The 26,011-nt window shown below is 58.5% G+C and carries 27 protein-coding genes; 18 read left to right on the forward strand and 9 right to left on the reverse strand.

Going from position 1 to position 26,011, the window contains the following annotated elements; genetic code table 11:
- The 5 genes from trbH (at position 1) to AC1DWF_RS04600 (ending at position 4,090) form a co-directional block, all read left to right on the forward strand.
- Positions 1 to 435, forward strand: a complete 435-nt coding sequence (trbH, locus tag AC1DWF_RS04580) for a conjugal transfer protein TrbH (protein WP_476787185.1) — start codon at positions 1 to 3, stop codon at positions 433 to 435.
- Between the two features lie 14 nt (positions 436 to 449).
- A complete protein-coding gene (gene trbI, locus AC1DWF_RS04585) occupies positions 450 to 1,760 on the forward strand; it encodes an IncP-type conjugal transfer protein TrbI (RefSeq protein ID WP_476787825.1) in 1,311 nt (436 codons plus the stop codon).
- Between the two features lie 252 nt (positions 1,761 to 2,012).
- The gene (locus AC1DWF_RS04590; protein WP_476787824.1) at positions 2,013 to 2,720 is read left to right on the forward strand and encodes an autoinducer binding domain-containing protein; all 708 of its coding nucleotides are present in this window, start codon (positions 2,013 to 2,015) and stop codon (positions 2,718 to 2,720) included.
- 159 nt (positions 2,721 to 2,879) lie between these two features.
- Positions 2,880 to 3,332 carry a transposase gene (locus tag AC1DWF_RS04595; RefSeq protein ID WP_476787823.1) on the forward strand — a complete coding sequence of 151 codons (453 nt, stop codon included), beginning with the start codon at positions 2,880 to 2,882 and terminating at the stop codon, positions 3,330 to 3,332.
- A 176-nt stretch (positions 3,333 to 3,508) separates the two neighbouring features.
- Positions 3,509 to 4,090 (forward strand): hypothetical protein, encoded by a 582-nt coding sequence (locus AC1DWF_RS04600; protein WP_476786271.1) that lies wholly within the window; start codon positions 3,509 to 3,511, stop codon positions 4,088 to 4,090.
- Between the two features lie 639 nt (positions 4,091 to 4,729).
- Here the strand turns inward: AC1DWF_RS04600 and AC1DWF_RS04605 are convergent.
- The 5 genes from AC1DWF_RS04605 to AC1DWF_RS04625 all read right to left on the reverse strand — a co-directional run bounded on the left by AC1DWF_RS04605 (position 4,730) and on the right by AC1DWF_RS04625 (position 8,714).
- The gene (locus AC1DWF_RS04605; RefSeq protein WP_476787890.1) at positions 4,730 to 5,497 is read right to left on the reverse strand and encodes a transporter; all 768 of its coding nucleotides are present in this window, start codon (positions 5,495 to 5,497) and stop codon (positions 4,730 to 4,732) included.
- Positions 5,498 to 5,609: 112 nt separating this feature from the next.
- Positions 5,610 to 6,404, reverse strand: a complete 795-nt coding sequence (locus AC1DWF_RS04610; protein ID WP_476786269.1) for a hypothetical protein — start codon at positions 6,402 to 6,404, stop codon at positions 5,610 to 5,612.
- Positions 6,405 to 6,528: 124 nt separating this feature from the next.
- A complete protein-coding gene (locus AC1DWF_RS04615) occupies positions 6,529 to 6,702 on the reverse strand; it encodes a hypothetical protein (RefSeq protein WP_476786268.1) in 174 nt (57 codons plus the stop codon).
- Positions 6,703 to 6,760: 58 nt separating this feature from the next.
- Positions 6,761 to 7,657: a DUF1254 domain-containing protein gene (locus AC1DWF_RS04620; RefSeq protein WP_476841476.1), complete on the reverse strand. Its 897-nt coding sequence runs from the start codon at positions 7,655 to 7,657 to the stop codon at positions 6,761 to 6,763.
- A 232-nt stretch (positions 7,658 to 7,889) separates the two neighbouring features.
- Positions 7,890 to 8,714, reverse strand: coding sequence for an acid phosphatase (locus AC1DWF_RS04625; protein WP_476786131.1), 825 nt, complete (start codon positions 8,712 to 8,714; stop codon positions 7,890 to 7,892).
- Between the two features lie 201 nt (positions 8,715 to 8,915).
- Here AC1DWF_RS04625 and AC1DWF_RS04630 point away from each other — a divergent pair, with 201 nt between their 5' ends.
- From AC1DWF_RS04630 to AC1DWF_RS04640, 3 genes are all read left to right on the forward strand, one after another.
- The gene (locus tag AC1DWF_RS04630) at positions 8,916 to 9,917 is read left to right on the forward strand and encodes a helix-turn-helix transcriptional regulator (RefSeq protein ID WP_476786132.1); all 1,002 of its coding nucleotides are present in this window, start codon (positions 8,916 to 8,918) and stop codon (positions 9,915 to 9,917) included.
- Positions 9,918 to 10,582: 665 nt separating this feature from the next.
- A complete protein-coding gene (locus tag AC1DWF_RS04635; RefSeq protein WP_476786133.1) occupies positions 10,583 to 11,323 on the forward strand; it encodes a GHMP family kinase ATP-binding protein in 741 nt (246 codons plus the stop codon).
- Positions 11,313 to 12,350 (forward strand): PLP-dependent cysteine synthase family protein, encoded by a 1,038-nt coding sequence (locus AC1DWF_RS04640; RefSeq protein ID WP_476787820.1) that lies wholly within the window; start codon positions 11,313 to 11,315, stop codon positions 12,348 to 12,350. The genes AC1DWF_RS04635 and AC1DWF_RS04640 overlap by 11 nt, the downstream gene beginning before the upstream one ends.
- Before the next feature lie 16 nt (positions 12,351 to 12,366).
- Here AC1DWF_RS04640 and AC1DWF_RS04645 read toward each other — a convergent pair whose 3' ends face one another.
- Positions 12,367 to 13,653 carry a threonine synthase gene (locus AC1DWF_RS04645; protein WP_476786459.1) on the reverse strand — a complete coding sequence of 429 codons (1,287 nt, stop codon included), beginning with the start codon at positions 13,651 to 13,653 and terminating at the stop codon, positions 12,367 to 12,369.
- A complete protein-coding gene (locus AC1DWF_RS04650) occupies positions 13,650 to 13,871 on the reverse strand; it encodes a hypothetical protein (protein WP_476786458.1) in 222 nt (73 codons plus the stop codon). The genes AC1DWF_RS04645 and AC1DWF_RS04650 overlap by 4 nt, the downstream gene beginning before the upstream one ends.
- Before the next feature lie 53 nt (positions 13,872 to 13,924).
- Between AC1DWF_RS04650 and AC1DWF_RS04655 the strand changes: the two genes are divergently transcribed.
- The 3 genes from AC1DWF_RS04655 to AC1DWF_RS04665 all read left to right on the forward strand — a co-directional run bounded on the left by AC1DWF_RS04655 (position 13,925) and on the right by AC1DWF_RS04665 (position 15,764).
- Positions 13,925 to 14,185: a helix-turn-helix domain-containing protein gene (locus AC1DWF_RS04655; RefSeq protein ID WP_476786457.1), complete on the forward strand. Its 261-nt coding sequence runs from the start codon at positions 13,925 to 13,927 to the stop codon at positions 14,183 to 14,185.
- 398 nt (positions 14,186 to 14,583) lie between these two features.
- A complete protein-coding gene (locus tag AC1DWF_RS04660; protein WP_476787819.1) occupies positions 14,584 to 15,228 on the forward strand; it encodes an acyl-homoserine-lactone synthase in 645 nt (214 codons plus the stop codon).
- 23 nt (positions 15,229 to 15,251) lie between these two features.
- The gene (locus AC1DWF_RS04665; protein WP_476786947.1) at positions 15,252 to 15,764 is read left to right on the forward strand and encodes a GNAT family N-acetyltransferase; all 513 of its coding nucleotides are present in this window, start codon (positions 15,252 to 15,254) and stop codon (positions 15,762 to 15,764) included.
- A 325-nt stretch (positions 15,765 to 16,089) separates the two neighbouring features.
- On the opposite strand, the gene AC1DWF_RS04670 is transcribed toward AC1DWF_RS04665, so the two are convergent.
- Positions 16,090 to 16,386, reverse strand: coding sequence for a hypothetical protein (locus tag AC1DWF_RS04670; RefSeq protein ID WP_476786949.1), 297 nt, complete (start codon positions 16,384 to 16,386; stop codon positions 16,090 to 16,092).
- A gap of 404 nt (positions 16,387 to 16,790) precedes the next feature.
- Here AC1DWF_RS04670 and AC1DWF_RS04675 point away from each other — a divergent pair, with 404 nt between their 5' ends.
- The 7 genes from AC1DWF_RS04675 (at position 16,791) to AC1DWF_RS04705 (ending at position 24,863) form a co-directional block, all read left to right on the forward strand.
- Positions 16,791 to 17,051 (forward strand): type II toxin-antitoxin system TacA family antitoxin, encoded by a 261-nt coding sequence (locus tag AC1DWF_RS04675; RefSeq protein WP_476786950.1) that lies wholly within the window; start codon positions 16,791 to 16,793, stop codon positions 17,049 to 17,051.
- Positions 17,052 to 18,117: 1,066 nt separating this feature from the next.
- A complete protein-coding gene (locus AC1DWF_RS04680) occupies positions 18,118 to 19,698 on the forward strand; it encodes an ABC transporter substrate-binding protein (RefSeq protein ID WP_476841477.1) in 1,581 nt (526 codons plus the stop codon).
- A gap of 11 nt (positions 19,699 to 19,709) precedes the next feature.
- Positions 19,710 to 20,645 (forward strand): ABC transporter permease, encoded by a 936-nt coding sequence (locus AC1DWF_RS04685; protein ID WP_476785340.1) that lies wholly within the window; start codon positions 19,710 to 19,712, stop codon positions 20,643 to 20,645.
- 2 nt (positions 20,646 to 20,647) lie between these two features.
- Positions 20,648 to 21,532 carry an ABC transporter permease gene (locus AC1DWF_RS04690; RefSeq protein ID WP_476785339.1) on the forward strand — a complete coding sequence of 295 codons (885 nt, stop codon included), beginning with the start codon at positions 20,648 to 20,650 and terminating at the stop codon, positions 21,530 to 21,532.
- A gap of 43 nt (positions 21,533 to 21,575) precedes the next feature.
- Positions 21,576 to 22,547, forward strand: coding sequence for an ABC transporter ATP-binding protein (locus tag AC1DWF_RS04695; RefSeq protein ID WP_476841478.1), 972 nt, complete (start codon positions 21,576 to 21,578; stop codon positions 22,545 to 22,547).
- The gene (locus AC1DWF_RS04700; protein WP_476785337.1) at positions 22,534 to 23,565 is read left to right on the forward strand and encodes an ABC transporter ATP-binding protein; all 1,032 of its coding nucleotides are present in this window, start codon (positions 22,534 to 22,536) and stop codon (positions 23,563 to 23,565) included. The genes AC1DWF_RS04695 and AC1DWF_RS04700 overlap by 14 nt, the downstream gene beginning before the upstream one ends.
- A gap of 53 nt (positions 23,566 to 23,618) precedes the next feature.
- Complete coding sequence (locus AC1DWF_RS04705; protein WP_476841479.1) at positions 23,619 to 24,863, forward strand: aminotransferase class V-fold PLP-dependent enzyme; 1,245 nt, start codon at positions 23,619 to 23,621, stop codon at positions 24,861 to 24,863.
- Here the strand turns inward: AC1DWF_RS04705 and AC1DWF_RS04710 are convergent.
- Complete coding sequence (locus AC1DWF_RS04710) at positions 24,850 to 25,899, reverse strand: M24 family metallopeptidase (protein ID WP_476804343.1); 1,050 nt, start codon at positions 25,897 to 25,899, stop codon at positions 24,850 to 24,852. The genes AC1DWF_RS04705 and AC1DWF_RS04710 overlap by 14 nt on opposite strands.
- Positions 25,900 to 26,011 lie beyond the last annotated feature (112 nt).

A 26,011-nucleotide genomic window follows, 5' to 3' on the forward strand; every position in this document is an offset into this window, starting at 1 on the left:
ATGCGCCACAACATAGCCATTCTGTTTTTGTCGAGCGCGCTTGCCGCTTGCCAAGCCTCCATGACCGATGGGCTCGTCGAAAGTTTAGCGCCGCCGGAGATTTCTGGACCTGTTGCGAGCGCCATTGCAGGCGACATGGTCACAAAGCTTGCCGAACAGATTGGTCCCGCAAGCGGCACCATCATTTTGAAACCTGACAGCTCACCCTTTGGCCAGGCGCTTGAGGCGTCGCTGAAGAGCTGGGGTTATGCCGTCGTCACCGACCAGAAGACGGACGGCCAGAAGGAGATCCCGCTCGCCTATGCCATCGACAGCCATGAAGGCCAGGTCCTGGCGCGACTATCGACAAACACCGTCGAATTAGGCCGCGCCTACAAGGCGACGATGTCAGGAGCCTCTCCGGCAAGTCCGCTTTCGGTCATGCGCCGCGGATAAGGGAGGGGGAAGGCATGGTTCAATCCTTGAAGCTCAGCGGGGTTGCAACGGTGGAGAGCGCCTCCGGCATCCGTCGACTCAACCGGCTGCCGGTCATCCTGGCGGCAGTACTCGTCGTCTTGTTCTTCGCCGTCATCATCTTTGGCTTGACGTCGCGTGGCTTGTATTTCGACCGTGACGAGGGCATTGGCGCCGCGTCGAACAATTCGGCATCGACATATGCCGACCAGCTGAAACGCGGGGTGTCGGACGGGATCATCGGTGAGCCGGTTGGGGCGATCACGCTTGGACCCTTGCCGGCTGTTCCGGCGCAAACGCAGCAGGTAACTGCGAATCCGTTCGCAAGCAGGCCCCAGGGTGAAGAGCATGTTTTGGAGCAGGGCGAGCCGGAAGGGGCGTGGAAGGCTCGCCTCGAGCGTGAACAGCGCGAACAGTATATTCGAGAGCGCCATCGCCAGAAGATGGCACGGTTTCAGGCCAATGATGCTGCCTACGACTCTCCCCTCACCGTGAACCTCAACAAGCTGGAAGCGCCGATGACGGGGGAGCAGACGAAAAGCACACGAAATGTGCCGGCAGCGGCCAGTTCCGACAGCTCTAGAGCCAATCTTTATGCTGCTGCTTACGAGGCAGGCATCGGCGGTCAAAACCTCGATCCGAATGGCCAGCGCGCCAAGGGAGACTTTTTCAACGCTGACATCAGGGAATTCGGCTATCTGCCGAATAGGCTTGTGCCGCAACAGTCACCCTTTGAGCTGAAACGTGGCTCGGTGATACCGGCCACGTTGATCACTGGCATCAATTCTGACCTGCCTGGCCGCATCACCGCGCAGGTCAGCCAGAACGTTTATGACAGCGCCACCGGCCACCGTCTGCTCGTTCCGCAGGGTACAAAGCTCTTTGGCCGTTATGACAGCCAAGTTTCATTCGGCCAGTCACGCGTGCTCGTTGTCTGGACCGATATCATCTTTCCAAACGGCTCGACGCTGCAGATCGGCGGCATGGCCGGAACGGACGCTCGTGGCAATGGTGGTTTCACAGACAAGATAGACAACCACCACTTCAAGACATTCGGCTCGGCGATCCTGCTCGCGATCATCGGCACCGGCGTCGATATGGCCGTGCCACAATCGTCGACGCTCGCCACCCAGGACAGTGCATCMGATGCGGTTCGCCGAAATTTGGCGGACACCTTCGGGCGCGTCGCAGAGCGTACCATTAGCAAGAACCTCGACGTACAACCGACCCTCGAAATCCGGCTGGGCTACAAATTCAACGTGCTCGTCGACCAGGACATTGTCTTTCCAGGTGATTATCGCGGTTGAGGCCGTGGAGAGCGAACTGTCGGCAAAGTGACGTCGACCGTCCTAGTGGATCATTGTTCCGTTCAGACTGTTACTACATATAATACGGTATTTCGCTTCGTCACTGAGCGGCTCTCCAAGAGCTCTATTCTATACCCACAATGTCAATCGTTAAATCATGCGATTGCGTGACATTTCCACTCCGGTACCTCGTCGTTGTTAAGTTCGTCACTTCTTCGGTGGCGGAACAATCTCTGACCCGGAGAAATACATTTGGACGGACAGATCACGACACTAATAGATGCGGTCGACACATCGAACGATCAGCGATCGATCCGCAGCGCGTTGAAGTCATTCTCGTTTGCTTGCGGCTTCGAACGTTTCGCCTACTTTGAGATAACGGCGAAGGAGACTTCCACGATCAATAGTTATCCGCTCGAGTGGCAGCATGCCTATCTGCAAAGCCAATTCGTGCGTATCGATCCGGTCGTTACGATGGCAAAGCGCCTCATGCAAATGTTCACGTGGTCGGCCCAGGACTGGCCGAGTCGTTATCTCACGACTGAGGAAAAGCGGTTTCGGGCCATTGCCAAGCAGTACGGCCTCTGTTCCGGCCTGTCGATTCCTGTACAGGGTAGCTACGGCAGCGTCCTGATGCTTTCACTGACATCTGCGAGTACCAACAATTTGCTCGCCACCCCTGGCAGTGCGGCACGCGCAGAACAAGCCGTTCTCTACATACATCATCGACTTCGAGCTGTCGCCGATGCCGAGTTGATGAGCTGCTCTCTTACTCTGACATCTCAAGAATCGGTATGCTTGAAATGGGCATCGAAGGGGAAGTACATGCGAGAAATCTCAATGATAACGAATCTTCAATACCGAACCGTCCAATTCTATCTGGATAATGCCCGCAAGAAACTGGACGCGACCAATTTGACGCACGCTGTTACGATCGCAAAAGACAAAGGTATTATCTAGCTAAAAGCCCATTGCGTCCCAAGGTACCTGCCGCTTGAGATAGACGCGAGCAGCGTCCGATTGCGCTTGCAGACGCTGGCGTGAAGGTGACTTCCCTGAAGTGTTGACTCTAATTGCTGCACGTTCGAGTAATGGCGTTGTCAAACAAGGGCGACACACATGGCTGAAGAGAACAATGGATCCGTTGTTGCGGATGAAACCGACGCAATAGCGGTCAAGAAGCAGAGAGCCCCAAGGCGCAGCAAGGCGGCTGCAGAGCTTTCCAAGGCACCATCGAAAGCTGAACCTGCTAAAGCTCCGATTGTGAAGCGCAAGACGTACGGCGAACGGGAAAAAGCCGAAAAGCTCAAGCTGATCGCTACACAGATAGCCCAGGGCACAACCCCACTACAACAGGTGGTCAAGAACGCCGGGATTTCGGTGCAGACCTACTATCAGTGGAAGCGCAGTGAAAAGCCTGTCACCAAGAAGGCAGAAAAGGCCGTCTCAGGTGGTAGTGAGTTGGCCGAACTCGTTCAGCTCGAAGCGGAAAACAACCGGCTTCGGGCACTTCTGGCGGAAAAGTTGCGGGCAGAAAATGTCGAACTGCGCAAAAGGCTGGGGCTGGTTTAGGCCGTCAGAAAACTAGCCAATTGAGATGCGGCGCATATCAGTGTGCGCGGCAACTATGGTGAACAGCGACGTCGTTAATGCTGTCCGTTGTCGCGGACAGCCAGGTCCTGTATGCCCACAAAAAGGTGACGCGGCGACGAGCGCTGGCGCCTTTCACGAATTACACGGAATTGACTATGAAGACGCCACAGCGGAATTTCGTTGTTGAATTCAAATCGTCGCGGCGGCTGTCAAAGACGCCGACAAGTTCGATTTGGGGGGACACAGACCTCAAGGCTTTGGCCAGAGAAGTCGAAGATCAGCACTCCGATCTTCCCGGCCAAACACATGGGGTCAGCTCCGCAGCGGACACATTGCCCGATCCGGTCGAAATGGGTCCTTCAAACCAGGCGGCAGTTGATGTTGACACTGTTCAGATTTCGAAGGTGTCGGCCGAAGATTTGAATGCTGACGGGCTGCTTGGCGTCGATGCGCTACATCCTGGGCACGGATCGGCCCCGGCAGCCCCGGAAAATCTGCCCGCGCCCAAACGTCGAAGCATATCCAACCGCGCCCTGAAAGGACGGGTCAGACGGTCGTCAGCGCCGGAGAGCATGATACAGGCCGCCCCGCTAGAGCTTGCCGATGCATCATTGTTACTGGATGAAGTCGCCACGCTTGACGCAGAGAACAAGCGGCTCAAGCAACTGCTGGTCGAGCAGCTTCGCGACCAGAATCTGACGCTCAAGCAAATGCTTGGGCGGTTTGGTCTCAGCTAGGTCGCAGACTCACGGACTCAAAGTCGCGTTGATGCGATTTGAGCCATTGCAAGGAAGTTGGCGGCGAGCTTGTCGTAGCGAGTGGCGGCGCGACAGTAGAGGCGCTTTGGCAATATCGAAATTAGGGTGGTTTGAGTACACAAATATGGATTGTCTCAAAGAGATAGCTCGCCCTGTTCATACGCGGGTCAGGCTTTGTGGGGCCCACTTTCGCCAGTGGCTAAAGCGCGCGCCCCGCCCCCCGCGTGAGTCGACGGACGGTTCCAGTCGAAGCGGATGTTACGGGGAAACTGAACCGAGTCTGATTTGCCGCAGGCCGTTTGTCTTTGGCAAACCCGGTGCGATTCAGCCCGATGTCAATATTGCCTTCGGGCAAACCAGTAGGCGGAGTAACGATGGTATGATGTGACAGCGAAAGCGGAATGGACGCACGAACCGAAGAACCCGCGGCGATGTCTTGCGCATCAATAACGCGTTAACGTGATTGAGATCGGCTCAGGCGAACAACATCGGGGCCAGCGGTCATATCGTGCCGCACAAACAGGCCGGAGACATGACTGCACCCGACCCGCAAAGCTCATCGTCATTCAAATGCACATTGCCAAGCGGGCGCTATCCAGACATGACAGCGCCAGCGAGCTACTTGGGGAAGAGAAGGCTGACGCCGGCGCGAACGCCCCAACCATCCGGCCCATTTTCGGGTGATGCAGCCCAGTAGCGCGGGCCACCCGAGAAACTCACCGGCTGCTTGCCGAACATTACGAGCTTCGACACCGTAAAGTTGACAGGCACGCTCCATTCTTCGCTTTTCCAGTCGTAGGTGCTCTCGGTATCGAGCGCGAACGTCCAAGCATCCTTCGTCGTATAGGAGATGAAGGGCTGCAGGAACGTGGAACTGATGTTGCGCCGATTGCTGTCGCCGGCGACGGACCAGATGTGGTTGGCAAGCGCTCCATAGGTCCAGGGGCCCTCCTGCTTCAACAAGACCGCCGTCGGACCGAGTCCCCATTTTTCTCCGCCCAGAAGCGGATCGGTTGCGGTAGGCAGCAGAATGGCGGGCCCGGCACCCCAGATAAGGGCTCCAGCGGTCGGCTGCTTCGGCGAAAGGAAGAAGCTTTGCACGACGTCGCCTATTCCGGTCTGACTGCCCGAATTCCCCGCGATATCGTTCTGCGAGACGACCGGAATAATCGTACGGGAAATGACATTCCAGTCTTCATTGATCGAGAACGGAATAACCGGCTGGATATTCAAAACCGACTTGTGGCCGCCATTGGGGCCATAGCCGCTGTCATGATTGAACTGGAACGGAACGCTGATCAGCGACGCGACGGGATTCGATAATTGCTTCGCAAGAGCGGCCTCCTCTGCGGCAGCCGGACTGGCCAGGACAGTCGCGGCGACCATGAGCAAGAGGGATTTCGGATTCATAATGTCCTCAATTGAAATTTTCGGGCAGGCCTCCGCAAACGCGGAATGCATAACGCTGCTGTTAGACACAGCTCGTGCGCTATCGATCTCAAAAATGGTAAGCTAGGCCGAGGATTGGCCCTTGCTGGACGACGTCGAAAACAAAGCCGTCATGGCTGTAGTCGACGCCAAGGGCGCGGTATCCGGCTACGGCCAATAGACTATCTTTGATCTGATAGCCGACGGCGGCCGCGACATCCCAATCGAGCTTTGCCTGCCCGGCTCCGACGTTTCCCCAACCCGTCATGTAAATCCGGTCGGAGAGGAAATACGTTCCGCGCACGCCTGCCACGGCATTGGCCCACGTCGCGCTGTCGGTGCGGTTTTTGCCATCGAGGAGCCCTCCTTGCAGCGACAGCTCCGTGCTCGCGTACCAGACGCGCGCGCCGGCAATCACATCCAGATGGTTCCTGCCGTCCGCCAGGACACTGTAGCCGCCGCCGAAGAAGCCGGTGAAGGTCTGCGACGTCACACCGATACTTTGCGTCAGAATCCCCTTGGGGCTCGCATCGGACATGGAAATCTTCGTGTAGATTATGTCGCTGAAAACGCTGAAGCGGTCATTCCTGCCTTCGGCCATTCCCATGAAGGCGAAGTCCAGGTCGTCGAGAATGTCGCCGAAGTTGGAATCGAGGCGCGCCGGAGGAAGGCCGAACTGCCCGACGGTGCCATCGACCCCCGCGGCCCACAAATACGGACTGGCGCTGAAATGCCAGCCGGGGGCGGCCTCGCTGCTGTAGTCGCGCTTCAGCGGCAATGGCGCTATTGCGTCGGCCGCCCGCGCCGACAGGCAAAGCGTCAGAAGCGATGCGAGCGCAATGGAGGATGCCGAAAGAGACTTCATGCTTTTCCCCAAAACGGGTTCTGTTCAATCATTTCTGTGAAAACGCAGCCGCTTCGGCGGAACAGTCGGCTTTGATAGCTTTACGTGCCGCCGCGCTGCCAGCAGAAGGCGGCGGTCCCAGAAGCTACAGCCTGTCAGGAAAATCTGGCTGGTCGCGATAGCTCGGGCTCAGCTGGAAATTCTGATCCGTCACGCCGGGAGCCTTGTCGTCGCCCTGCGCACCAGATCCGCATTGCGTCGCCATCGTCCTTCCCGACAACAACCGGCGGATCGGCTTGCGCGGGACGTCGCGGCGCATCCTCGATCCGCCTTGCCGTCAGGGCAGCGTGTCGAACGCTGCCCTTTTGACCAACTACTTACTGCTCGGGCTGAGCCTCTGGCATCTTCCACGTGCCGTTCAGGAACTCGGCCCGAGGGCGATAGAGCCGAAATGTGTAATTCCACCCTTTGGTAATCGGCAGGCAATTCGCGATCTTGCCGTCGCAGCCGCCGAACTGGATGTCGATCGCGCCATCAGCACTCTTCTGGGCGGTGATGCTATTGACCGAATAGGCGTCGTAATCGTTCTTCTGGAAGAAGCCCTTGTCGTTATAGACGCTAATCGACCAGAACGCATCGACGGGGACCTCCCCGACCTTGAGCTTGTAAACCGTCGTGCCGTCGTTTTTGGCCGGGGTGAAAGAGGGGTAGGATGCATCCTTGTCGGGGGTGCCGCCCCAGCCCGCTGCCGTGCCGATCAGGTGCATGACCGGATCGACCTCTCCCTTCGGGCCGAAGGCGTTGGTGAAGCTGCCTGATGCGGCAGACAGCGCCTCGAGCGCGTCACGGATCTTCTTTTGTTGAGCCAGGTCCCAATTCGGGGCCTCGAACGTACCCACCGACTTCTGCTCCACCTTCAGCGCATCCTGCAGAGCGTGAACCTGCGCGAGGTCCTTGGTGTCGTTGGGATCGACAAGGATACGGACCGCAACGAATACATAGCGGGTGCCGACATTATCCTTGGTGAGCGTCGTGGGGCCCGGCTTGTAGACTACCATCGGGGTGTAATGGTCTTCGCTGATTACCTGCATCGAGACGAAGCGCTCGCCGCCATCGGGAAGAGTGATGGTCACCGGGCCGGCGTCGAGGTCGAAGAGCGCCTGGGAATAGAGCGTGTCCCGGTTCATCCGGACCACAGGCTGGTTGTCGATCGGCGTCGGCGTCCTGGTATGAGCGAACTTGCCGAAGCCACCCGCCTCGGCCGTCTTGCCCATATAGAAATCGCTTTCGGCTCGCTTGAAGTTTTCGACGTTGACCGGAACCGACTGTGCGGACGCCGCGCTTGTCGCGAGAACCAAGAAACTCAGGCTGTAGACCAACTTCATTCGCATCGAACGGTACCTCATTGGAGTCTTTGATTTCCATTGTTCGCAGGAGGCAAGACCGAATGGTCCGCGCCCGTGCTTCGGCTGATCGTCAGCCTTGGGTCGGGAGAGCAGCAGCCCGCTACTGCGCAGACAGTGCAGCGGCCTCCCCGGCGCATTCGGATGCCGAGGGCACCTGCGCAGCCTTCACTTCCGCTTTTGCGGCCTCGAGATCGGCGAGGAAGTCCGCATTGCCATGAAGGTTCGCTACCGTAGCCGCGCCCATGGTCCGTCCTGCATCGACGTCGCTTTGCCAATGCGCGTTGCAGATCACACGGCTCTGGCCGAATTCCAGACCGCGTTTCAAGAGAAGATTGGCGCGCTCGGGGTTGATTTCGCTCAATACCAGCGCCCAAGCCCAACCTGCGGCAGTGTGGCCCGAAGGATAGGAACCGTCATTGCGCAGGAGCGGCTCCTGATCAGGATAGCAGGTGCCTTCGTTGTGAACCACGAAAGGACGGGTACGATTGAAAGCGTTTTTTACGCCATAGGTCGACAGGCCCGCGTCGGTTAGCACCTTCTGCATCAAGCGATAGAGATGAGGTGTTTCCTTTTCGTCGATGTCGACACCCATTGCGCAAGAGAAGGTTTTCGCCGGCTGCGGAAACTGCAGATCTGCGTCCGCGCGCGCCAAATCCCAGCGCGGTTTGCCGCGCAGCGATATGGTTGCGCTTCTCGCTTCTTCGTCACGCGCCAGCGTCGCGCTTCCCTCTGCCGGCGGCGGTCCGAGCAGTTCAAGGCTGTCGGGCAAATCCTTTTGCTCGAGATAACCCGGAGCCAATTGGAAATGCGGGTCTGTGACTTTGGGCTGGGCTTCGCCTGCCTGTGCCAGGGCCTGCCCGCAGAGCGCGAGTAGCGCAAGCAGGGAAACATGTGCGGCCCGCACCGCAGTCCCGGTCATCGACATTCGCATTCCTCTCGACATTTCCAAACGCATAAAGGCCCGGTCATCGGCAAGCGAATCCCGTTGCGAGCATTTCGTCCATGGGCAACTTGCCCGTCTTGCCATTTCACGCCAATCGCGACCGGCTATGCTCCGTCCCGCCGGTCGTGAATCCCTCGTGATTCGGCTTTGTGAAAAGCACTAATCCGGGTGCGGTGAGGTCCTATGGCTGATATCCCCTTGACGCGCGGCCAGTTCCTCCTGCCCTTCGTCAACATCCTCGATGATGTCGGCGCTCCGACGGAGACGCTGCTGGAGAGGTCCCGGCTGCCATCGTCCCTGGCCGAAAAGAGCGATCTCTACCTGCCGCTCCTGCCAGCACTGCGCTTCGTCGAGGCTGCCCAAAGAACCCAGGGCATCGAGGATTTTGGCTTTCTCGCCGCCCAACGCCTGCATTTCTCTCATATGAGGGAAAAGACACGGGCCCTGATTGCACATTCCCCAACGCTGCTCGTCGCGCTCCGGCATGCCTGCCATTGGGCGTCGAGGGAAGACACCATTCTGAGCATGTGGATCGAACAGGGCGCGGATCATGTTCGGGTCTGCAGCAGGCTCGCCGGCACAACCGGGCTCCTGCATCTGAAATACGCACAATGGATCCAGAATGTTTTCTCGATCTACATCGTCCGGCAATTCGCAGGGCAAGACTGGATGCCGACAGCGATTGCCTTTGAATCATCGTATGCGCCGAGCCCGGCAACGCGATCCTCCTGGCCGAACGTGCAGTTTCTGTCAGGTCAGCATTCCGCCTGGATCAGCCTGCCGATCGCGCTTCTCAGCCTCTCCAACCAGTCCACCGCCTTGTTTGCGCCGCCGCGAGACCAGGAAGACGACCCCTCCGGCTACGACATCGTCGAACTGCTCAAGCTGATGTTACCGGCTTATCTCGACGAGGGAACAACGGCACTAGCCGACGTCGCCGACATCGTAGGCGTTAGCACGCGGACGCTTCAACGCAAGCTCGCCCATGTCGGCCTTACCTATTCGGACATACTCGAAACGGCCAGATATGAGAATGCGAGCCGGCTTCTGCGCGACACCGATTGCAGGATCATCGATATCGCCTTTTCCTCCGGCTACTCGGACCCTGCGCATTTCAGTCGCGCCTTCCGCAGGATGACGGGCGTCACGCCGCGTCAGTTTCGTGAGCAATCGCGCCTTGGCTAAGCGTGGTTCATCTGAACCGCGGGCCAAGGCGAGCGGCAACGCGTTCGAAAGGGCGCGCCACCAGGCGCCGTCTCAAAGCATGCGAACGTCCGCTCTTGGGCCATGCGTCAACTTCCGCTCGTGGCGCGACCAGGACCATCGAGTTGTCACAAGCGATGGTCAGCCATCAACTGCTCCGCCGTTACCGTTCTATAGGGTCACAGCCTGGTTGTTCGAGACCGGGCGTCGAGAACAAGCCACAATCGCGGAAAGCAAGGTTCGACCCGTCGGACCATCGTACCCGAGTGATCCCCTTTGTTGATCGTGATCGGCTCGACCTGTCTTTCGGGCACTGCATAGTCGGCAATGTAGAAATCCCGTCAATCGCAAGATGTGGCGAATGACAGGCGTGCCGTTCTCAATCAGTTTTTCCATCCAGCTCACAGCTACGATGGAGAAGAGCGGTGAAGGGATATACGAGCTCTCCGGGCGGTTCGGTCTCGCCTGATAATGTCCCTCTCCTGGTAAGACAGGGAAGGGGGCAGGCACATGCACATCATGGCGAACTCATTCAGGGTGTCTTCGAAGATGAGAGAGGACGTCTTCATCGAGCGCTAGTCACTCTTCCCTTGAGAAGTATGGGCTCTCTCGCGATTTTCCGGATTGCGGATAGCAGCGGAGTCAGCGTGATCCCGCCGGAAAAGATGAAAGCGGCAAAAGCAGCGCTGCTCACGCTAACTCACCTCGATGGGCATCTGGGTGGCGTTCTCGAAATTGAAAGTGCGATTCCGGTGGGCCATGGATATGGGTCATCGACCGCCGATGTCGTTGCCTCGATACGGGCTGTTGCTGATGCATTCGAGGTGGAGCTTCGCCCTTCAGTCATCTCCCGCCTCGCGGTCAAGGCTGAGCGAGCGAGTGACGCCATAGCATTTGAAGACCAGGCCGTTTTGTTTGCTCAACGCGAAGGCGTGGTTATCGAACATTTTGGCGATGCGCTGCCACCGATCTGCGTCATAGGCTTCAAAGCAAATGACGGGCAGTCAGTCGATACGCTCGCATTGCGGCCGGCTCGCTACTGCGGTGAAGAAATCCAGACCTTTGCATTGTTGAGAGGGTTGGCGGCGCGCTCAATAAGATATCAAGACCCGTATTTGCTGGGACAAGCAGCCACACTCAGCGCAAAAATTAGCCAACGCCATCTCGCCAAGGCGCAATTTGCGACCGCCCTTGGCATCGCAAACGAGTTTCGGGCCTGCGGAGTTCAGGTCGCCCATAGCGGATCTCTCATTGGCATCCTCTTGGATGCCTCGGCGCCCGGTCTCGCCGACGTTGCGCGCAAAATTGCAGAGGCAGCCGCCGCAGCCGGGTTCAAAGACGTCGCTATACAGCCGAACTATCCGAGGGCAGGCGCAGATGCGGATTGAAGCAGACTACTTCAAGGCGCTCGAGACGCCCCGAATGGCCAGGTTGGCGGACAACCTTGTTGTGGCAGCCTTTCCGCTGATGAAGCTGATGCCCGCTCGTTTCATCCTCGATCGAGCTGAAGCGTCAGGTGAGCTCAAGAGGGGAGCTCATATCGTCGAAACGACATCAGGCACATTTGGCATGGCGGTGGCTCTCCTCGCCGCAGCCCGTGACTATCGCCTAACCCTTGTGACCGCATCAAGCCTGATGGATCCAAAGTACCAGGCACGACTTCAGCGACTGGGAGCCGAGGTCGTTGCGCTCGATGATATCAGTGGCGACGGCAACCAGACCGGTAGGCTCGAAAGTCTGAACACCATTTTGCGCCTGGAGCCGGATGCCTTTTGGACACGCCAATATGACAGCGACGGAAACTGGCTTGCATACGCCCGTTTGGCCGATCTTTTTGTGCGCGCAATGGGGCAGATAGACTGCCTTGTCGGATGTGTCGGGACAGGCGGGTCTCTGTGCGGTACCGGCACTTTCTTGCGATCGGTGTTTCCTGATCTGAAGATTATCGCGGTCGACACGCATCGCAGCATTTTGTTTGGACAGCCGCTCGGGAAACGAGTGCTGCGAGGCCTGGGAAATAGCGTCTTACCCAAGAATGTTCGCCACGAGCTGATAGATGAAATTCACTGGGTTGGGGCATATCCGGCATTCCATGCTGCCCACCACTTGTTCCGACAGCATGGCATATTCATGGGCCCAACCAGTGGTGCCTCCGCACTGGTTGGGCAGTGGGTGAGCAAAACCAACCCCGACGCACGGGTCGCTGTGATCATGCCGGACGAAGGGCATCGGCATTCCGATACAGTTTACAGCGATATTTGGCTTGCCACACTGCCTGGTTGGAGAACTCCGGCATACGACGCTCCAACGAGAATCTCCAAAATTGAGCCCAGATCAGAGGCTGCTTGGACACGTTTTGACTGGCGACGGCGCAGCCTTGATGAAGTGATGCGCCTCCAGCAAAATATGCGCTGACGATGCGTTTCGCGTGTCACACCTGACCGTCCTGCGTAGGGGAATGTCGCGTCACTGACCGGCTTTTCAAGAACCAGTTCCAGGCATCAGCGGTCGTGGCGAACGTCTCATGGCGCGTTTGCGGATCGGTAGACCGATCGAGATCCTTGAGACCCCCAGCAGTAGCAACTGCAACGACCCTATCCCCGGCGGCTATTACCTTACGATCGGCCAGTGTCCTTATCGCCATGAGAGGGGTAACCGATGCCAGTTCTGCGAAAATTCCTTCGCCCCTAGCCAGGCGGGACTGCATCTCCATTAGTCCATCGTTGGATACCGGCACAGCATGTCCTGACGATTCTCGGAGTGCTCTAAGCGCCTGGAAGGTACTTCGCGAAGTACCAATCGACACGGCGAGAGCGTCGAAGCAAACTCTTTGTTCCGGAATGTGGTCCGACCCTTCTGCGAGTGCGGTCGACAGAGAGCCATGAACCTCTGCCGCCACCATTTTTGGTAACCGGTCTATGAGGCCAGCGTAAAACAGCTCCTTGAAACCAGCCCATACGCCTGACAAAGCGTCGCCATAGCAGACCGGCATGACGCACCAGTCCGGAACATCACCCGATCCTTGTTCGATGATTTCGTAAGCGATCGTCTTGTAGCCCTCGATAGCAAGTGGATGACTACCAACGACAGGCGCGCTGAAAGGAGACGTGACAAACCATCCAAACCGCTCTTGGGCCTCAGCAAGGAATTTCCACCTGTCCTGCTTGTTGGTCAGCGAAAGGACAGTGGCGCCGTGCCTCCTGATCTGGGACAGCATTGGGCTGGCCGTGCCTGCAAATGTTGCTACAACACAACCTATACCCGCTCGTGCTGCGTAGGCGGCAAGCGACGCACCGGCATTGCCTGATGACGCTGTGGCAACCAGCTTTGCGCCCTGCGCGCGCGCAATTGAGACCGCTACCGTCGAGAACCTGTCCTTGTACGACCATGTCGGATTGCGGCTCTCATCCTTGATGAACAGGTTAGCCACCCCCATCGATGAACCGATCCGCGGACAAGAGATCAGGGGCGTCTGCCCTTCACCCAGGGTGACGATGTCCTCGGGCGCGCACGGCAGCCATTGGCCATACTTCCACAATGACGAACGACCGTACTGGTCACCTGCAACAGCACTGCTAATCGCTGACTGTCCATAGATGGGCGCCAGATTGGCAGGGGCGACCGGCGCGCAGAACGGACAGCCCTTGGAGTCGATCGTCAGTGCTGCGGGAAAATGCGCGTCGCACCTGATGCAGGAATAGCCCTCTATGCCCCTCACGCCTGGAACCCTACGAAAGGCTTGGCGGTGCCTGCGGTTGCAATAGCTAGATCTTGCGAAAAAAGCCGGATGTCCTTGCTGTAGGGCTGTTTGGCATTGTCTTCAGACAAGGCGTATCTGACCTTCCGAGGTTGAGTGGCCTGCTTCATCATTCCTCTCAAGGCTGTGAGTTTATCCAAGTTCGATTTGAAACAGGCATGCCGGTTGAAGTCAATCAAAATGACTCCTAAAGTGTGCCATTCTATAATGATCACGGAGGTGCTGCGCTATCATGGATTTACGTTGTCGTCTGGGCGTGAATGTGCGTCGGCTACGCAAAGAACGCGACCTGTCGCAAGAACGTCTGTCGCTCCTCTCGGGCCTCTCACGCGCCTATGTGAGCAGCGTTGAGACCGGCCGCCGAAATGCAACACTGGATACGCTGGAAATCCTCGCACGGACTCTTGGAGTCGAAGGCTGGGAGCTGATCGCGACAGTTGCCGGGGTGGACGCGGATGCTGGGCCCTATCACGACAGCGATGCGAGAGACTGATGCCTGCTCGTTCAAAGAACAGATAAAATGTGGCTATTGATCGCGTTGCTTATTTGGCGATTTGGTAAGTTTGATTTATCGATTAAGTAATACTTCGGTTAAGTTTTATTTTATACATCACGTATAATGATTTAATTCTCTACGCTATTCAGCGCGAGGAGTCCTGCGATACCGATCGAAGAAGAAGTACCAATCCTCGGGAGTGCCGCTGCGGAGATCTTGGAGATCAAGACGACGGCAGGGGTCTTGAAAATGCTCCAAACGAAAAAATCGGCGCAAACAAGGTCTCCCAAGCCGTATCGAAAGCAATGGTCTTTGGAGAAATACAGGCAGTCAATGACCATATTTGGCGATAGCGACGAAGACCCCGACCAAATACAAACGGACAGGAGGTCGCCATGGGTCGTATCCTCGTTGTCGATTGGTCAAATAGACAGCTCTATCAACAACAGCTAGAGCGACATTTTCGGCTGCGTCATGAAATCTACGTGGTCGAACGACGGTGGCAGGCACTTGGGCGCCCCATCGACATCGAAATGGACGCGTTCGATACGGAGCATGCAGTCTATCTCCTTGCCGTCGATAGCTCTGGCGACGTCATAGGCGGGTCCAGGATGGTGCCTACGACCCAGCCACATCTGCTTGGCAACGTCTTTCCACAACTTGCCAATGGCACGCCCCCTCGCGCTCCTGACATCTATGAGTGGACCCGCTTCTTCATCGCATTTCCCTACCGGAGAACAGGCACGTCCGCGCGCCTAGCCGGAGAAGTGCTTTGCGGCTTGCTTGAGGCGAGCCTGAGGTTCGGAATTCGAAAGATCAGCGTCGTGTGCGAAGCGTTCTGGCCAGACCGACTGAGAGCACTCGGCTGGACGGTGGAGGTTCTTGGCGAAAGGTTGCAGCTCGAAGACTGCGAGACAGTCGGTGCCCTCATTGAGGTCTCTCAAGAAGCTTTGGGAAGTACCAGACGCTTTTATGGCATTGAAGGACCGGTGCTCTTTCCACCAGGCGCACCGCCGCCAGGTCGTGGCCTGAAAGCGTAAGACCATAGGCAAAGGCGCCGCAGATGGAGTTACATCTCCGAGAGGTTCCACTATCAGACGAGCAATTCGTTACAGCGATATACCTCGACGAAGACCAACAGGAATTTTCTGGTGGGGACATTTGGGAGCTGTTCGACCGCCTGCGCAGCATCCCACATCCGGAGGCCGTTCATCCCTTCATTGTGGCCCACGACGACAGTGCAATCGGCTTTTGCGTTCTCCGAGAAGAGCCTGCACTCCCCGCATGGGCGTTGCCCGATGTGATGACGCTGCACAATTTCCGCATCGGCAGACAGTTTCAACGCCGGGGCTATGGAACCGCCGCCGTCCGAACGGCAGCACGATGGGTGGCTGAGAACCGCCCAGCGGTTTCGCTACTGATGTTGTCCGTGAATGTTGAAAACGAACCGGCGACGAGCCTTTACCAGAGCTGCGGCTTTCGTCCGACTGGCGCCACCTTCGATGGACGCATCGGTTGCGAAAGGATCATGCTGGGAACGATTGCCGCCATTCTCACCAAATGCTGTACTCGATGAGAAACACAGGGCAGTACGGCATGGCTATTTGCCCTAGCCATACGTCTTGATGGCATGCGAGGGACTTGGCGGCAGCGAGGTCAGGAGGAAGGCCTTCTTGACGCCCTGCGCGATGGCGAAATCGGCGATCGCGGCCTGCACATTGTCGGATGCGTAACAGAAGGCCGGCAAACATTCTGACTGGACTGTTGGGCTTCGTATGATCTTCCCAGTGCCATTCGTAGAACCCGCCATGTCGGACGCAGTGGTCATCGACGGCGCCGAGCACGTCATGAAGGACTTTTGACTATCCTAGCGGCGGGCATGGCAGCCGCCTATGTCGCTTTCATCGCGGGTTAATTCTGGCAGGCATCGAAATGCCGGTCTGGAACCTGAGAACGCCCGCCGCCCAGGTGCGCATCTCCGGTGATGCATCGCCCGATTTCAGGATTGAAATGGCCAGTGAAGCCATGTCTTCGGGTGGTTTTTGGTTGGCGGCCACGTAGGTGAAATATCCTACTACGATCGCACATCCTATCGATACGACCGGCGAAGCGAACGGCATTGTCGCTCGGACAATTGATCGGCTGCGTTGAAGCAGGCTGGGCTTCGGAAGCTCTTCCTGGTCAATAGGATCAGACATTCTACTCTCCTGCGCAGAACACCAATGCAGGAACAATGGCATACATTAGTTAAGATGCGGATAAACCCTTACGACGAGTAGAGGTCGGGTAGTCGATGCTCAAGCGGCGCCGGTCCAACCGGCTGGCACGGTCGTGGCGTACAAGGCTTGGTGTGCGGCGTAAAGCGAGCGTGCAAGCAAACAAACGATCAGCACGGCAGCAATGAACAAATCGGACCACATGGCCAACCTTCTCATTCCATTAGGGCGACGCTACTACGCGGGCCGGTGGGAGAACCGAAAGAGGAGGAGCGACTGGCAACCTGATGTTATGCTGTATTGCAATTTGCACTACCATCAGCTGCCTCCTGAACAAGGAGAGTGACATAGCCATTTACGTCAAACGCAAGGAACATCCGATCTCGATGCGCCTCCCCAAGGTCGACATTGCCATGATCGATCGCGCTGCTGGTCTGCGCGGCCGGTCGCGCACGGATTTCGTGCGCGATGCGGCTGTGCGCGCCGCCGAAGACGTACTGATGGAGAACCGGCTGATCCGCATGAGTCCGGAAGGCTTCGTCGAGTTCATGGCCGCTTTGTCCGCGCCAGCGACCTCGGTGCCGGAGATGGTCGAACTGGCGAAGCGTTCCGCCCCTTGGGAACCAGACTACGTCGCGAAAAGCTGACCCTTCGCTCTCACCGTTCCTGAGCCGCTGACCGTTGATAGCAATCGAAACTGAGGTCTTAAGTGGTGTGGGGTTCGAGACGCCGGCCCAGGTCTTCTTCGGCGGCACGCCCGCGGCTGTCATCAGCCAAACGTCGACCATCGATGCTGGCCGCGACGACAGTCGAGGTGACAGTGACTAATCAGTGGGAAGACTCATCGGAATCCTGCCCTGTACCGCAGTTCCTTTGTCTTCCAATCGTGTGATTGGTCGACACGCAGCTAATGGCATTCGCCAGTGAGAACTGATGGTGAAAACAAAATAAAATCAGATATTTATTGTAATATGTGTGTGTAAAAACTGAACACGAAAGTTCTCCTTCTCTTCCATCTTCGTTCCTGCCGCGGGATGGCCATTTTGCTTCACGAGGCGCTTTTTTCTCGCGGCGCTCACTAGTCCCGCGAGTCTGCCCGCCAGCATTGATCGGGCTCGACGGGCTGAGCTCGGTGAGTATCAGGCAATGATCAACTGGTCGGACGGGCCGCGGGCKATGGGTTTCGCCGAAACAGGTGGCGACATCACATCATTTCCTCGATCAGATCGAAGGCCTTGCTGTCGGGTTGAGCGCGCTCCTCGGATGACGTGCCCCGGAGCCGGCCTTCGGTGGATAGGGTTTCGAGATGCAGCGGCGGCAAGGAAATCAAATTATCACAAGGGTTTGGTTGCCGGAATTAATGAACGCGAGTGACGCCGTCTGGCTCKCCAGCAGGGCACGCGCCGCTCATGGCTCCGATGCTCCGCACTCTCGAAGCCGTGCCCCTCATAGATCGCCCTTTCCTGACTATCTGGTGATGAGCTGGAGAGAACCCCAAGTCGCTCCTGCGTGGCAGTGGATGGTCTCTATCCCCCAATCGCCGTGATGAGAAAAAGTTAGCCGCCGATGCTGCCCTGATACACCAAAAATCCTATTGCATAGACAAAAGAAGCGCGTTACAAATTTAATGTCTAGACAAAAGAGCGCCTCCTCCTGGCTCGCTATCGCGAGCCGAGCGACGGCACCGAAACAAATGTCACAAGGGGAACTAGGATGACCGCATCAAGACGCACTTTTCTCAAGGGCCTGGCGGTTGCGCYGGCCATATTCGGCGGTCTCTCGTCGAGCATTGCTGCCTACGCCCAGGAGGCCAAGGCGCATGGCGATCTGATCGTTGCTATCGCCAAGCCGGCCGGAAATCTCGACCCGCATAAATATATCGGCCTGTGGGCTGTGCAGGATCTCATGTTCGAGCCGCTCATGCGTTACGGCAAGAATGGTCAGATCGTACCGGCCCTCGCCACGGAGTGGGCCGTCGAGGACAACGGCAAGCTGCTCCGAGTCAAGCTTCGGCAGAACGTGACCTTCCAGGACGGCACGCCCTGGGACGCAGATGCCATGATGTGGAACCTGGATCGCTGGATCGGCAAGCCTGCCAACAATTGGATGAATTCATCGCGGCTGTACTCGGGCCACAAGATCGTGGATTCACACACTGTCGAGCTGCAATTCAAGGAGCAGGTACTCGGGTTGCTCTACGAATTCTCCTATGTCCGGCCATCGCGCTTCCTAAGCCCGAAATCGGTCGACAAGGATGGCAGTTATCAGGCGCCGGTCGGTACCGGACCATGGATCCAGGAAACTGCGTCGAACAGCGAAAGCTCCTTCAAGCGGTTTGATGGCTATTGGGGCGATCTGCCGTCATTCGAGCATGTCGAGCTGAAGGTCCTGCCGGATTCACGCAGCCGCATGGCGGCGCTTAGGGCAGGCGAGATAGATCTGGCCGGCGGCGACTACCTGGCTCCCATTAAGGCGACGGAAGCCAAGGCGCTGGAAAGCGCTGGCATCCCGGTCACGGTTGAGACCGGAACGACAACGATCGTACTCGCTTACAATCCCGACCGGAACGAAGCGCTGAAAGATGTGCGTGTACGCAAGGCGATCAACATCGGCTTCGACAGGGCGGCAATCGGGCAGGTGCTTTACCAGAGCCTGGCTGAGCCGGCGGGCAGCCTGTTTCCCGCCAATGTTCCGCATGCCGGCAAGCGCTTCGATGTTGCCATGCGCGATGTAGAGGCGGCCAAGGCTCTGCTCGAGGCGACAGGCTGGAGCGGTACGGGGATCCGCGAAAAGGACGGCAAAAAGCTGTCGCTTGAGCTGGTAGTTTCCGAAGAACAGATGGCAGGCTCACGCTCGCTCGGCGAGATCCTGCAGTCGCAACTCGGTGAGATCGGCATCGAACTGACGATACGCTCGGTAGATCATGCCTCGCGCCACAGTGACATCCCGGCACGAAAATACGACATGGCTCTGTTCTACACGTTGGGCGCGCCCTACGAGCCGTTCGGAACGCTGGTCGGCTTGTTCTTGTCGACGTTCAACAATGGCGTCGACGGCAAGCTGTTTCTCGATCCGGCAAACCTCGACCCGCTAGTCCTGGCCGCTGCATCAGCCTCGGAAGGCGACGTGGAGGGCGCAACGCAGGCCATCTATGACTGGCTCTACAACGAGGTCGCGATTTCTCCGCTGTTCTACGCGCCGATCATCTGGGCGCACGCTCCGCGGGTCCAGGGCTTCACGCCGCCGTCGACGGAATACGACCTTCCTTACAAGAACATCACCTTGGGCGCGTAAGGGCGGATCCGATGCTTACACTAGTCTCGCGGCGGTTACGCAACTCGCTCGTCCTGCTCGTGCTGGCGACGCTGCTCTGCTTCACCCTGGTGGTCTCGGCGCCCGGCAACATCGCGGTCCTGATCGCGGAGCTGCGTACCCCCAAGGCCACCTTTGCTGACATCCACAAGATCGAGCTGGAACTGGGGCTGAACCAACCGATCGTAACCCGCTACTCGCATTGGCTCACCGGCGCCCTGCAGGGAAATCTCGGAATTTCCTACAAGACTGGTGAGGATATCGGGCCGGCTTTGTCCAGCCGCCTGCCGATCACCGCGACGCTCGTTGCCGGTGGTGCGATCTTCGCTATGCTGCTCAGCTTCGCGCTCGGCTTTGCCGGCGCGCTCTGGCCGGGTCGTTTTGCCGATGTCGCGACCCGCACCATCGCCTTGCTTGGCGCCTCGATGCCATCGTTCTTTGTTGGCGCGCTCTTGATCTATGGGTTGGCGGTGCAGCTTCGGCTGCTGCCCACCTTCGGATCGGACGGACTTTCGAGCTGGATCCTACCCTGGATGACGATCGGACTGTTGCCTGCCGCCGTGCTCAGCCGGGTTGTGCGTGTCGGCTTGGAAGAGGCGATGTCGCGGCCCTTTGCACTGACGGCCGTTGCCAAAGGCCTGACACGGCGGACGATCCTTGTCCGCCACGCTCTACCCAACATAGCACCAACCTACATCAACGCGCTGGGCGCCCAGACCGGTGCGATGGTGGTTGGCGCGGTTGTAGTGGAGCCTCTGTTCGCCCTGAAGGGCGTGGCAGACCTGTTCCTGTCGGGAGTTCTGTTCCGCGACTTCATGGTCGTTCAGGCGTGTCTGCTGGTCTTCATATCGTTCTTCATTCTCCTCAACCTCCTCGTCGACATCGGGATGATGTTCACCGATCCCAAACTTCGGCGTCAGGGAAGCTGACCATGAAATTTCTTCGCGAATTCCTGTCTTACACTTCAAGCCTACCCAGGCTGGCGATCTGGGCTGTCGGCACCTTTCTCTTCCTCGGCATCTTCGCGCCATGGCTGACGCCACATGATCCGAATGCGCAAAACCTGCTTCAGGCGCATATGGGCCCGTCCTTCGCCCATTGGCTTGGTACCGACCATGTCGGCCGGGACACGCTGAGCCGGCTGATCCTGTCGGCGCGAACCTCGGTTGTCGGCATGACGCTTGTCCTAGTGCTGGCACTTTCGGTTGGCGTCACCATCGGCACTGTCGCGGGCTATCGTCGAGGCTGGGTCGAAGAAGGCCTTATGCGGATCGTCGATGTCGGGTTGGCGATGCCCAGCCTTATCGTGGCGCTGGCCGTCATCGGGATTTTCGGAACCGGCTACTGGAACATGATCCTTGCTTTGGCACTTGCCTGGTGGCCGGGCAGCGCGCGCATCAGTAGGGCGGTTGCGGTCAACGTCATGAACAGGCCGCACATCGAGTCCTTGCGAGTGCTCGGGGCAAGTCCCGCCCGGATCTATTTCCATCACCTGCTGCCCGCCACTTTGGGTGCCGTGCTGGTCTACGCGACGGCAGATGCGGGCGCGGTGGCCCTGGCGATCGCAACTCTGAGCTTCCTTGGGCTGGGTATCCAGCCGCCAACGCCGGAATGGGGCCAGATGCTGGTCGATGCATTGCCATATCTAGAGTCTTCGCCGCGCCAGGTCATCCTCCCAGGACTGGCGCTCACCTTGGCCGTGATCGGCTTCAATCTGCTTGGCGAATCCATTGCGCTGAACCGGGTGCCTACCTCGCTTTCCCGCAAGACCCTTCGCCAGAGGCGGATAACGGCAGCTGCATGGAAGAAGGCATAACAGGATGGCTTCGAAAGATATTCTGAGGGTTTCAGATCTGTCTGTGGATCTATTCACCCAGCGCTCGGTCATCCGGCCGGTCGACGGCGTCAGCTATTCGGTCGCTGCTGGCGAAACGCTCGCCATCGTCGGTGAGAGTGGCAGCGGCAAGACGGTGCTGAACTTTGCCCCTCTCGGCCTGATGCCGACGGGCGTCAATGTCGATCTGAGCGGCTCGATCCTGTTCAATGACATCGAACTGGTCGGCATCGCCGAACCTGAGTTGCGAAGGCTTCGCGGCGGTTCGATCGGTACGATCTTCCAGGATCCGATGAGCGCGCTGAACCCGGCACGCACCATCGGCAGGCAAATCGCCGAAGTGACTGAACTTCATATGGGCCTGAGCTCCAGCCAGGCTGAAAGCAGGGCGCTTGACCTTCTCAAGCTGGTTAGGATGTCTGACCCCGATGCGCGGTTGAAACAGTACCCGCACGAGCTCTCAGGCGGGCTTCGCCAGCGCGTTATGATCGCGATTGCTGTTGCCGCTGAGCCGAAGCTGTTAATCGCCGACGAGCCGACGACCGCTCTCGACGTCACTGTGCAAGCGCAGATTATCGCCTTGCTGAAGGACCTGCAGAAGCGGCTGAACATGGCCATCGTGCTCATCACCCACGACATGGGTGTGGTGGCCGGCATCGCCTCGCGTGTTGCCGTCATGTATGCCGGCCGGGTTGCCGAATACGGGCCGGTCGGGGATGTCCTGGTCGAACCGCGCCACCCCTACACAATGGGTCTGATCGACGCCATTCCGCGCGCCGACGATGCGCCCGGCTCGTTGTTTCGTGGATTGCCCGGCGCACCGCCGATCCTGGGAGCACCTATCCCCGGATGCGCCTTCGCGCCCCGCTGCCACGCGGCAATCGAAAGCTGTCACGTCAGACGCCCGGCGCTGGTGTCGACGGTTCAGCCGCTGGTTTCAGCAGCTTGCCCGATCATGAACAAGCAAAGTCACGAGGGCGTGTATGTCCAGCACTAAGTCAGTCCTGCGCGTCGAAAACCTGGTGACGCGGTTCAAGAGTGTCGAACGCGGCAAATGGGTCAAGGCGGTCGATGGCGTCAGCATCGAACTCCGTCCCGGAGAAATTGTCGGTCTGGTCGGCGAATCCGGTTGCGGAAAGTCGACACTTGGCCGCTCGATCGTCGGGCTAGAACGTCCGCAAGGCGGTCGTATCCTGCTAGACGATGTCGACCTGAGCGGCCTCAGCGGACGCAAGCTGCGCGAAACCCGGCGAGCGGTCCAATACGTCTTCCAGGACCCTTATGCCTCGCTCAACGATCGGCAAACGATTGGCGAGGCGATAACCGAAGCGCTGGTGATCATCGGCATTCACGACCGTGCCCGGCAGCGCCGGCGGGTTCACGAATTGCTCGACCAAGTTGGACTGCCCGACACGGTGGCGGAACGCTATCCGCGCGAACTGTCCGGCGGTCAGCGCCAGCGCGTAGCGATCGCCCGCTCGCTTGCCGTGGAGCCTCGCGTGCTGATCTGCGACGAACCGGTCAGCGCGCTCGACCTGTCGATCCGCTCTCAGGTCATGAACCTGTTCCTGAGCCTGCAGAAGGATCTGGGTGTCGCCTGCCTTTTCATCGCGCATGACCTGGCGCTCGTCCGCCAGGCCGCGTCGCGGGTCTATGTGATGTATCTCGGAAAGATCGTCGAGCAGGGGACTTCTCGCGATGTCTATGAAAGGCCGACCCATCCCTATACACGCGCGCTGCTCGCCTCGATCCCGAGTGCCGATCCGCGCATCGAGGCCACGCGGGAGGTTCCGGCACTGCTGGGCGACATTCCGAGCCCCACCAATCCGCCGTCAGGCTGCCGGTTTCGAACGCGGTGCCCGAGTGCGATGGAGGCGTGCGCTGCAGCCGAGCCGCCTACGGTCTGGGTTGATCCCGGCCATGGTGCGGCATGCATCATCGCCGATCAGATCAGGACCACCGAGGTCGTGCCGCGACCTGAGCCGCGACGCCTGCAGCAGCAATTATCCGCTTAAGCGCCGGCAACGGCACAGACACAGAATCAGACTGAACGACGGAGACATCTAAGATGTTTTTGAACAGTGACACTGCTCATGCGAGCTCTCTGAAGAATGCGCCCGACAACGAAGAGTTCTGGGGCGCGGTGCGCAAGACCATGGAGCCGATGTACACCCACACCCAGTTGGTCAACACGCGGCGAGGGTCGTCGCCACTTGAAGTGCGCGACCGGGTCAGGTCGCTCGTCGATCTGTCGCTTTCGTACGAGCTGGATGAATACGAGCCGTTTCGGGACCTCAAGGAAAGCGGTTCTTCGCTGAACATCAGGCAGATGCTGGCCGACTATTTTGGCGGTGGCGCCGATGAGATTGCCCTGACGCGCAACGCCATGGAAGGTATTGCTACGGTCTTGAACGGCGTGACTCTGAAGCCAGGCGACGAAGTCATTGCGACGAAATACTGCTACGATTCAAACCTTGCGATCTTGCKGCAACGCGTTGAAYGCGATGGCATAGTGCTCAAGCTCGTCGATCTTCCCTTCGGTCGCGGCAATGATAACGAGTTCGTCAAAGCCTTTTCGGACGCCATCACTGAGCGGACGCGACTGATTACATTTCCCCATGTCGTTGTCCGAACCGGTCAGGTGCTGCCAGTGAAGCCGTTGGCGGAACTGGCAGGCGCCAAGGGCATCTTCAGCTTCGTCGATGGAGCCCATTCGGCTGGGCATATCTGCTTTCGTCTCGATGAGCTTGGCTGCGATGCCTTTGCGACCTGCCTTCACAAATGGATGTACGGCCCGCGCGGCACGGGCTTTCTGTACGTCAGGCGGGACAAGATAGCCGACGTCTGGCCAATGTGGGCAAGCTGGTCGAACAAACCGGCAGACTCCATCGAGAAATTCGAGGAGGTTGGGTCGGTGTTCAAGGCGCTACCGGCATCAATTCCTGATGCATTGGCGTTCAACCTTCAGATCGGCCAGGAAGAGAAGGCGGCGCGGTTGCGCTATCTGCGCAACCGCTGGATGATCCCGCTGAGCAAGCACGAGAGGGTCACAATGCTGACCGACATCGACGCCGAGCCAGGTACTGGCTTTGGCGCATTCGTGCTCGACGGCATCGATCATGGACAGTTTGCCAAGGCGCTGCTCGACGAATTCAAGATCAACGTCCTGTCGTTTGCAATGGATGAAGACCCTTCGCTGAAAGGCATCCATGTGTCGCCGGGCCTATCGAACAGCCTCGAAGAGATCGATCGCTTCGTCGAAGCGGCCCATATCGTTCTTGGCCGGCTGGGCTCGAACCTCACGCGGGTATGACAAACAATTCGCGGTTGAGTGTGGTGAGCGCCTCCGCTCCGGTGGCGGTCACCACGAAGGTGTCTTCGCTCATCATACCGCCCCAGCCGGGGCGGTAGTAAGGCGCCTCGATGTTGACCACCATGCCTGCCCGCAGCGCGACGGGATTTGAGGCCGCGATTGTCGGATACTCGTGGCTCTCGATGCCTAGGCCATGCCCGACATGGTGACGCTTGTATTGTGGCAGCCCGGCCTGGCGGACGGCTGCCACGGCCTCATGAAAAAGCGCATCGGTGGTCACTCCGGGGGCAACCATGTCGGAAGCCTTGCGGTGGCCCATCGAGGCTGCCGCAAAGGCCGAGAGCACATCCTTGCCCGGCTCGCCGATGAAGGCGGTTCGCGCGGTGTCTGACCAGTAGCCGCCGAAGGTGGCGCCGACATCAATGCGGACGATGTCGTTGGCGGCGATCCGCCGCCGGGTGGGATAGGCATCGGCAAGCGCGCTACGTTCCCCCGAGGTGACGACCACGAAACCCGGCAAGCCGCCTTGCGAGATCATCTCGGAAGATATCCTGGCGGCAATCTCGTATTCCATCATGCCCGGCTTGGCATCGCGCAGTGCGTTGCCAAGAGCGACTTCGGTTATCGCGGAAGCGCTGCGCAGAAGGCTTATCTCGAGTGGGTTCTTGATCGCACGGGCGTCGCGGAAAAAGGCTGCGGTCGCGCGCGTGTCGATCAGTTGCAGCCCTTGTGCCGAAACGAGCTTGGGGGAGTTCCCATGCCCGCTGTCTATGGCGAGCTTGTGCCTGCCGCCGGCTAGTTGGGTGATGGCAGCGGACAGTGCTTCATCGAACGTAGCGAACTCGACGACATCAGTGCCTTTGCGTTCGCGCAGTTCCCCGTCGTCGAAGAAGAAGTTGCCATAGCAAAAGTATCGCAAATCCTCGCCGACAGCCTCGGCGGCGGACCAGAGGTCGGCTTTGGGGCCGACGAGAATCCAGTCGTCTGCAACGAAGACCACTGCCATCTTGAGCAGCCAGCTGGTATCGAAGCCCATGCTTCTATAGCCACTGCAGTAAAAGACATGGTGTGGTTGGGTCGTCACCAATACGATGCTGCTGTCGCCAACCTGATTGAAGATTGCCTCGCGGTTTCTGCGAGCCAGCTCT

Source organism: Aminobacter sp. P4_D5, from assembly GCF_056401815.1.

Bases quoted from the DNA above. Each gene is read 5' to 3' on its own strand.
- trbH (WP_476787185.1), top strand. From the start codon at position 1: ATGCGCCACAACATAGCCATTCTGTTTTTGTCGAGCGCGCTTGCCGCT.
- AC1DWF_RS04595 (WP_476787823.1), top strand. From the start codon at position 2,880: ATGGCTGAAGAGAACAATGGATCCGTTGTTGCGGATGAAACCGACGCA.
- AC1DWF_RS04600 (WP_476786271.1), top strand. From the start codon at position 3,509: ATGAAGACGCCACAGCGGAATTTCGTTGTTGAATTCAAATCGTCGCGG.
- AC1DWF_RS04605 (WP_476787890.1), bottom strand. From the start codon at position 5,497: ATGGTCGCCGCGACTGTCCTGGCCAGTCCGGCTGCCGCAGAGGAGGCC.
- AC1DWF_RS04610 (WP_476786269.1), bottom strand. From the start codon at position 6,404: ATGAAGTCTCTTTCGGCATCCTCCATTGCGCTCGCATCGCTTCTGACG.
- AC1DWF_RS04615 (WP_476786268.1), bottom strand. From the start codon at position 6,702: ATGCGCCGCGACGTCCCGCGCAAGCCGATCCGCCGGTTGTTGTCGGGA.
- AC1DWF_RS04620 (WP_476841476.1), bottom strand. From the start codon at position 7,657: ATGGGCAAGACGGCCGAGGCGGGTGGCTTCGGCAAGTTCGCTCATACC.
- AC1DWF_RS04625 (WP_476786131.1), bottom strand. From the start codon at position 8,714: ATGTCGATGACCGGGACTGCGGTGCGGGCCGCACATGTTTCCCTGCTT.
- AC1DWF_RS04630 (WP_476786132.1), top strand. From the start codon at position 8,916: ATGGCTGATATCCCCTTGACGCGCGGCCAGTTCCTCCTGCCCTTCGTC.
- AC1DWF_RS04640 (WP_476787820.1), top strand. From the start codon at position 11,313: ATGCGGATTGAAGCAGACTACTTCAAGGCGCTCGAGACGCCCCGAATG.
- AC1DWF_RS04655 (WP_476786457.1), top strand. From the start codon at position 13,925: ATGGATTTACGTTGTCGTCTGGGCGTGAATGTGCGTCGGCTACGCAAA.
- AC1DWF_RS04660 (WP_476787819.1), top strand. From the start codon at position 14,584: ATGGGTCGTATCCTCGTTGTCGATTGGTCAAATAGACAGCTCTATCAA.
- AC1DWF_RS04665 (WP_476786947.1), top strand. From the start codon at position 15,252: ATGGAGTTACATCTCCGAGAGGTTCCACTATCAGACGAGCAATTCGTT.
- AC1DWF_RS04670 (WP_476786949.1), bottom strand. From the start codon at position 16,386: ATGTCTGATCCTATTGACCAGGAAGAGCTTCCGAAGCCCAGCCTGCTT.
- AC1DWF_RS04675 (WP_476786950.1), top strand. From the start codon at position 16,791: ATGCGCCTCCCCAAGGTCGACATTGCCATGATCGATCGCGCTGCTGGT.
- AC1DWF_RS04685 (WP_476785340.1), top strand. From the start codon at position 19,710: ATGCTTACACTAGTCTCGCGGCGGTTACGCAACTCGCTCGTCCTGCTC.
- AC1DWF_RS04690 (WP_476785339.1), top strand. From the start codon at position 20,648: ATGAAATTTCTTCGCGAATTCCTGTCTTACACTTCAAGCCTACCCAGG.
- AC1DWF_RS04700 (WP_476785337.1), top strand. From the start codon at position 22,534: ATGTCCAGCACTAAGTCAGTCCTGCGCGTCGAAAACCTGGTGACGCGG.
- AC1DWF_RS04710 (WP_476804343.1), bottom strand. From the start codon at position 25,899: ATGGGCTTCGATACCAGCTGGCTGCTCAAGATGGCAGTGGTCTTCGTT.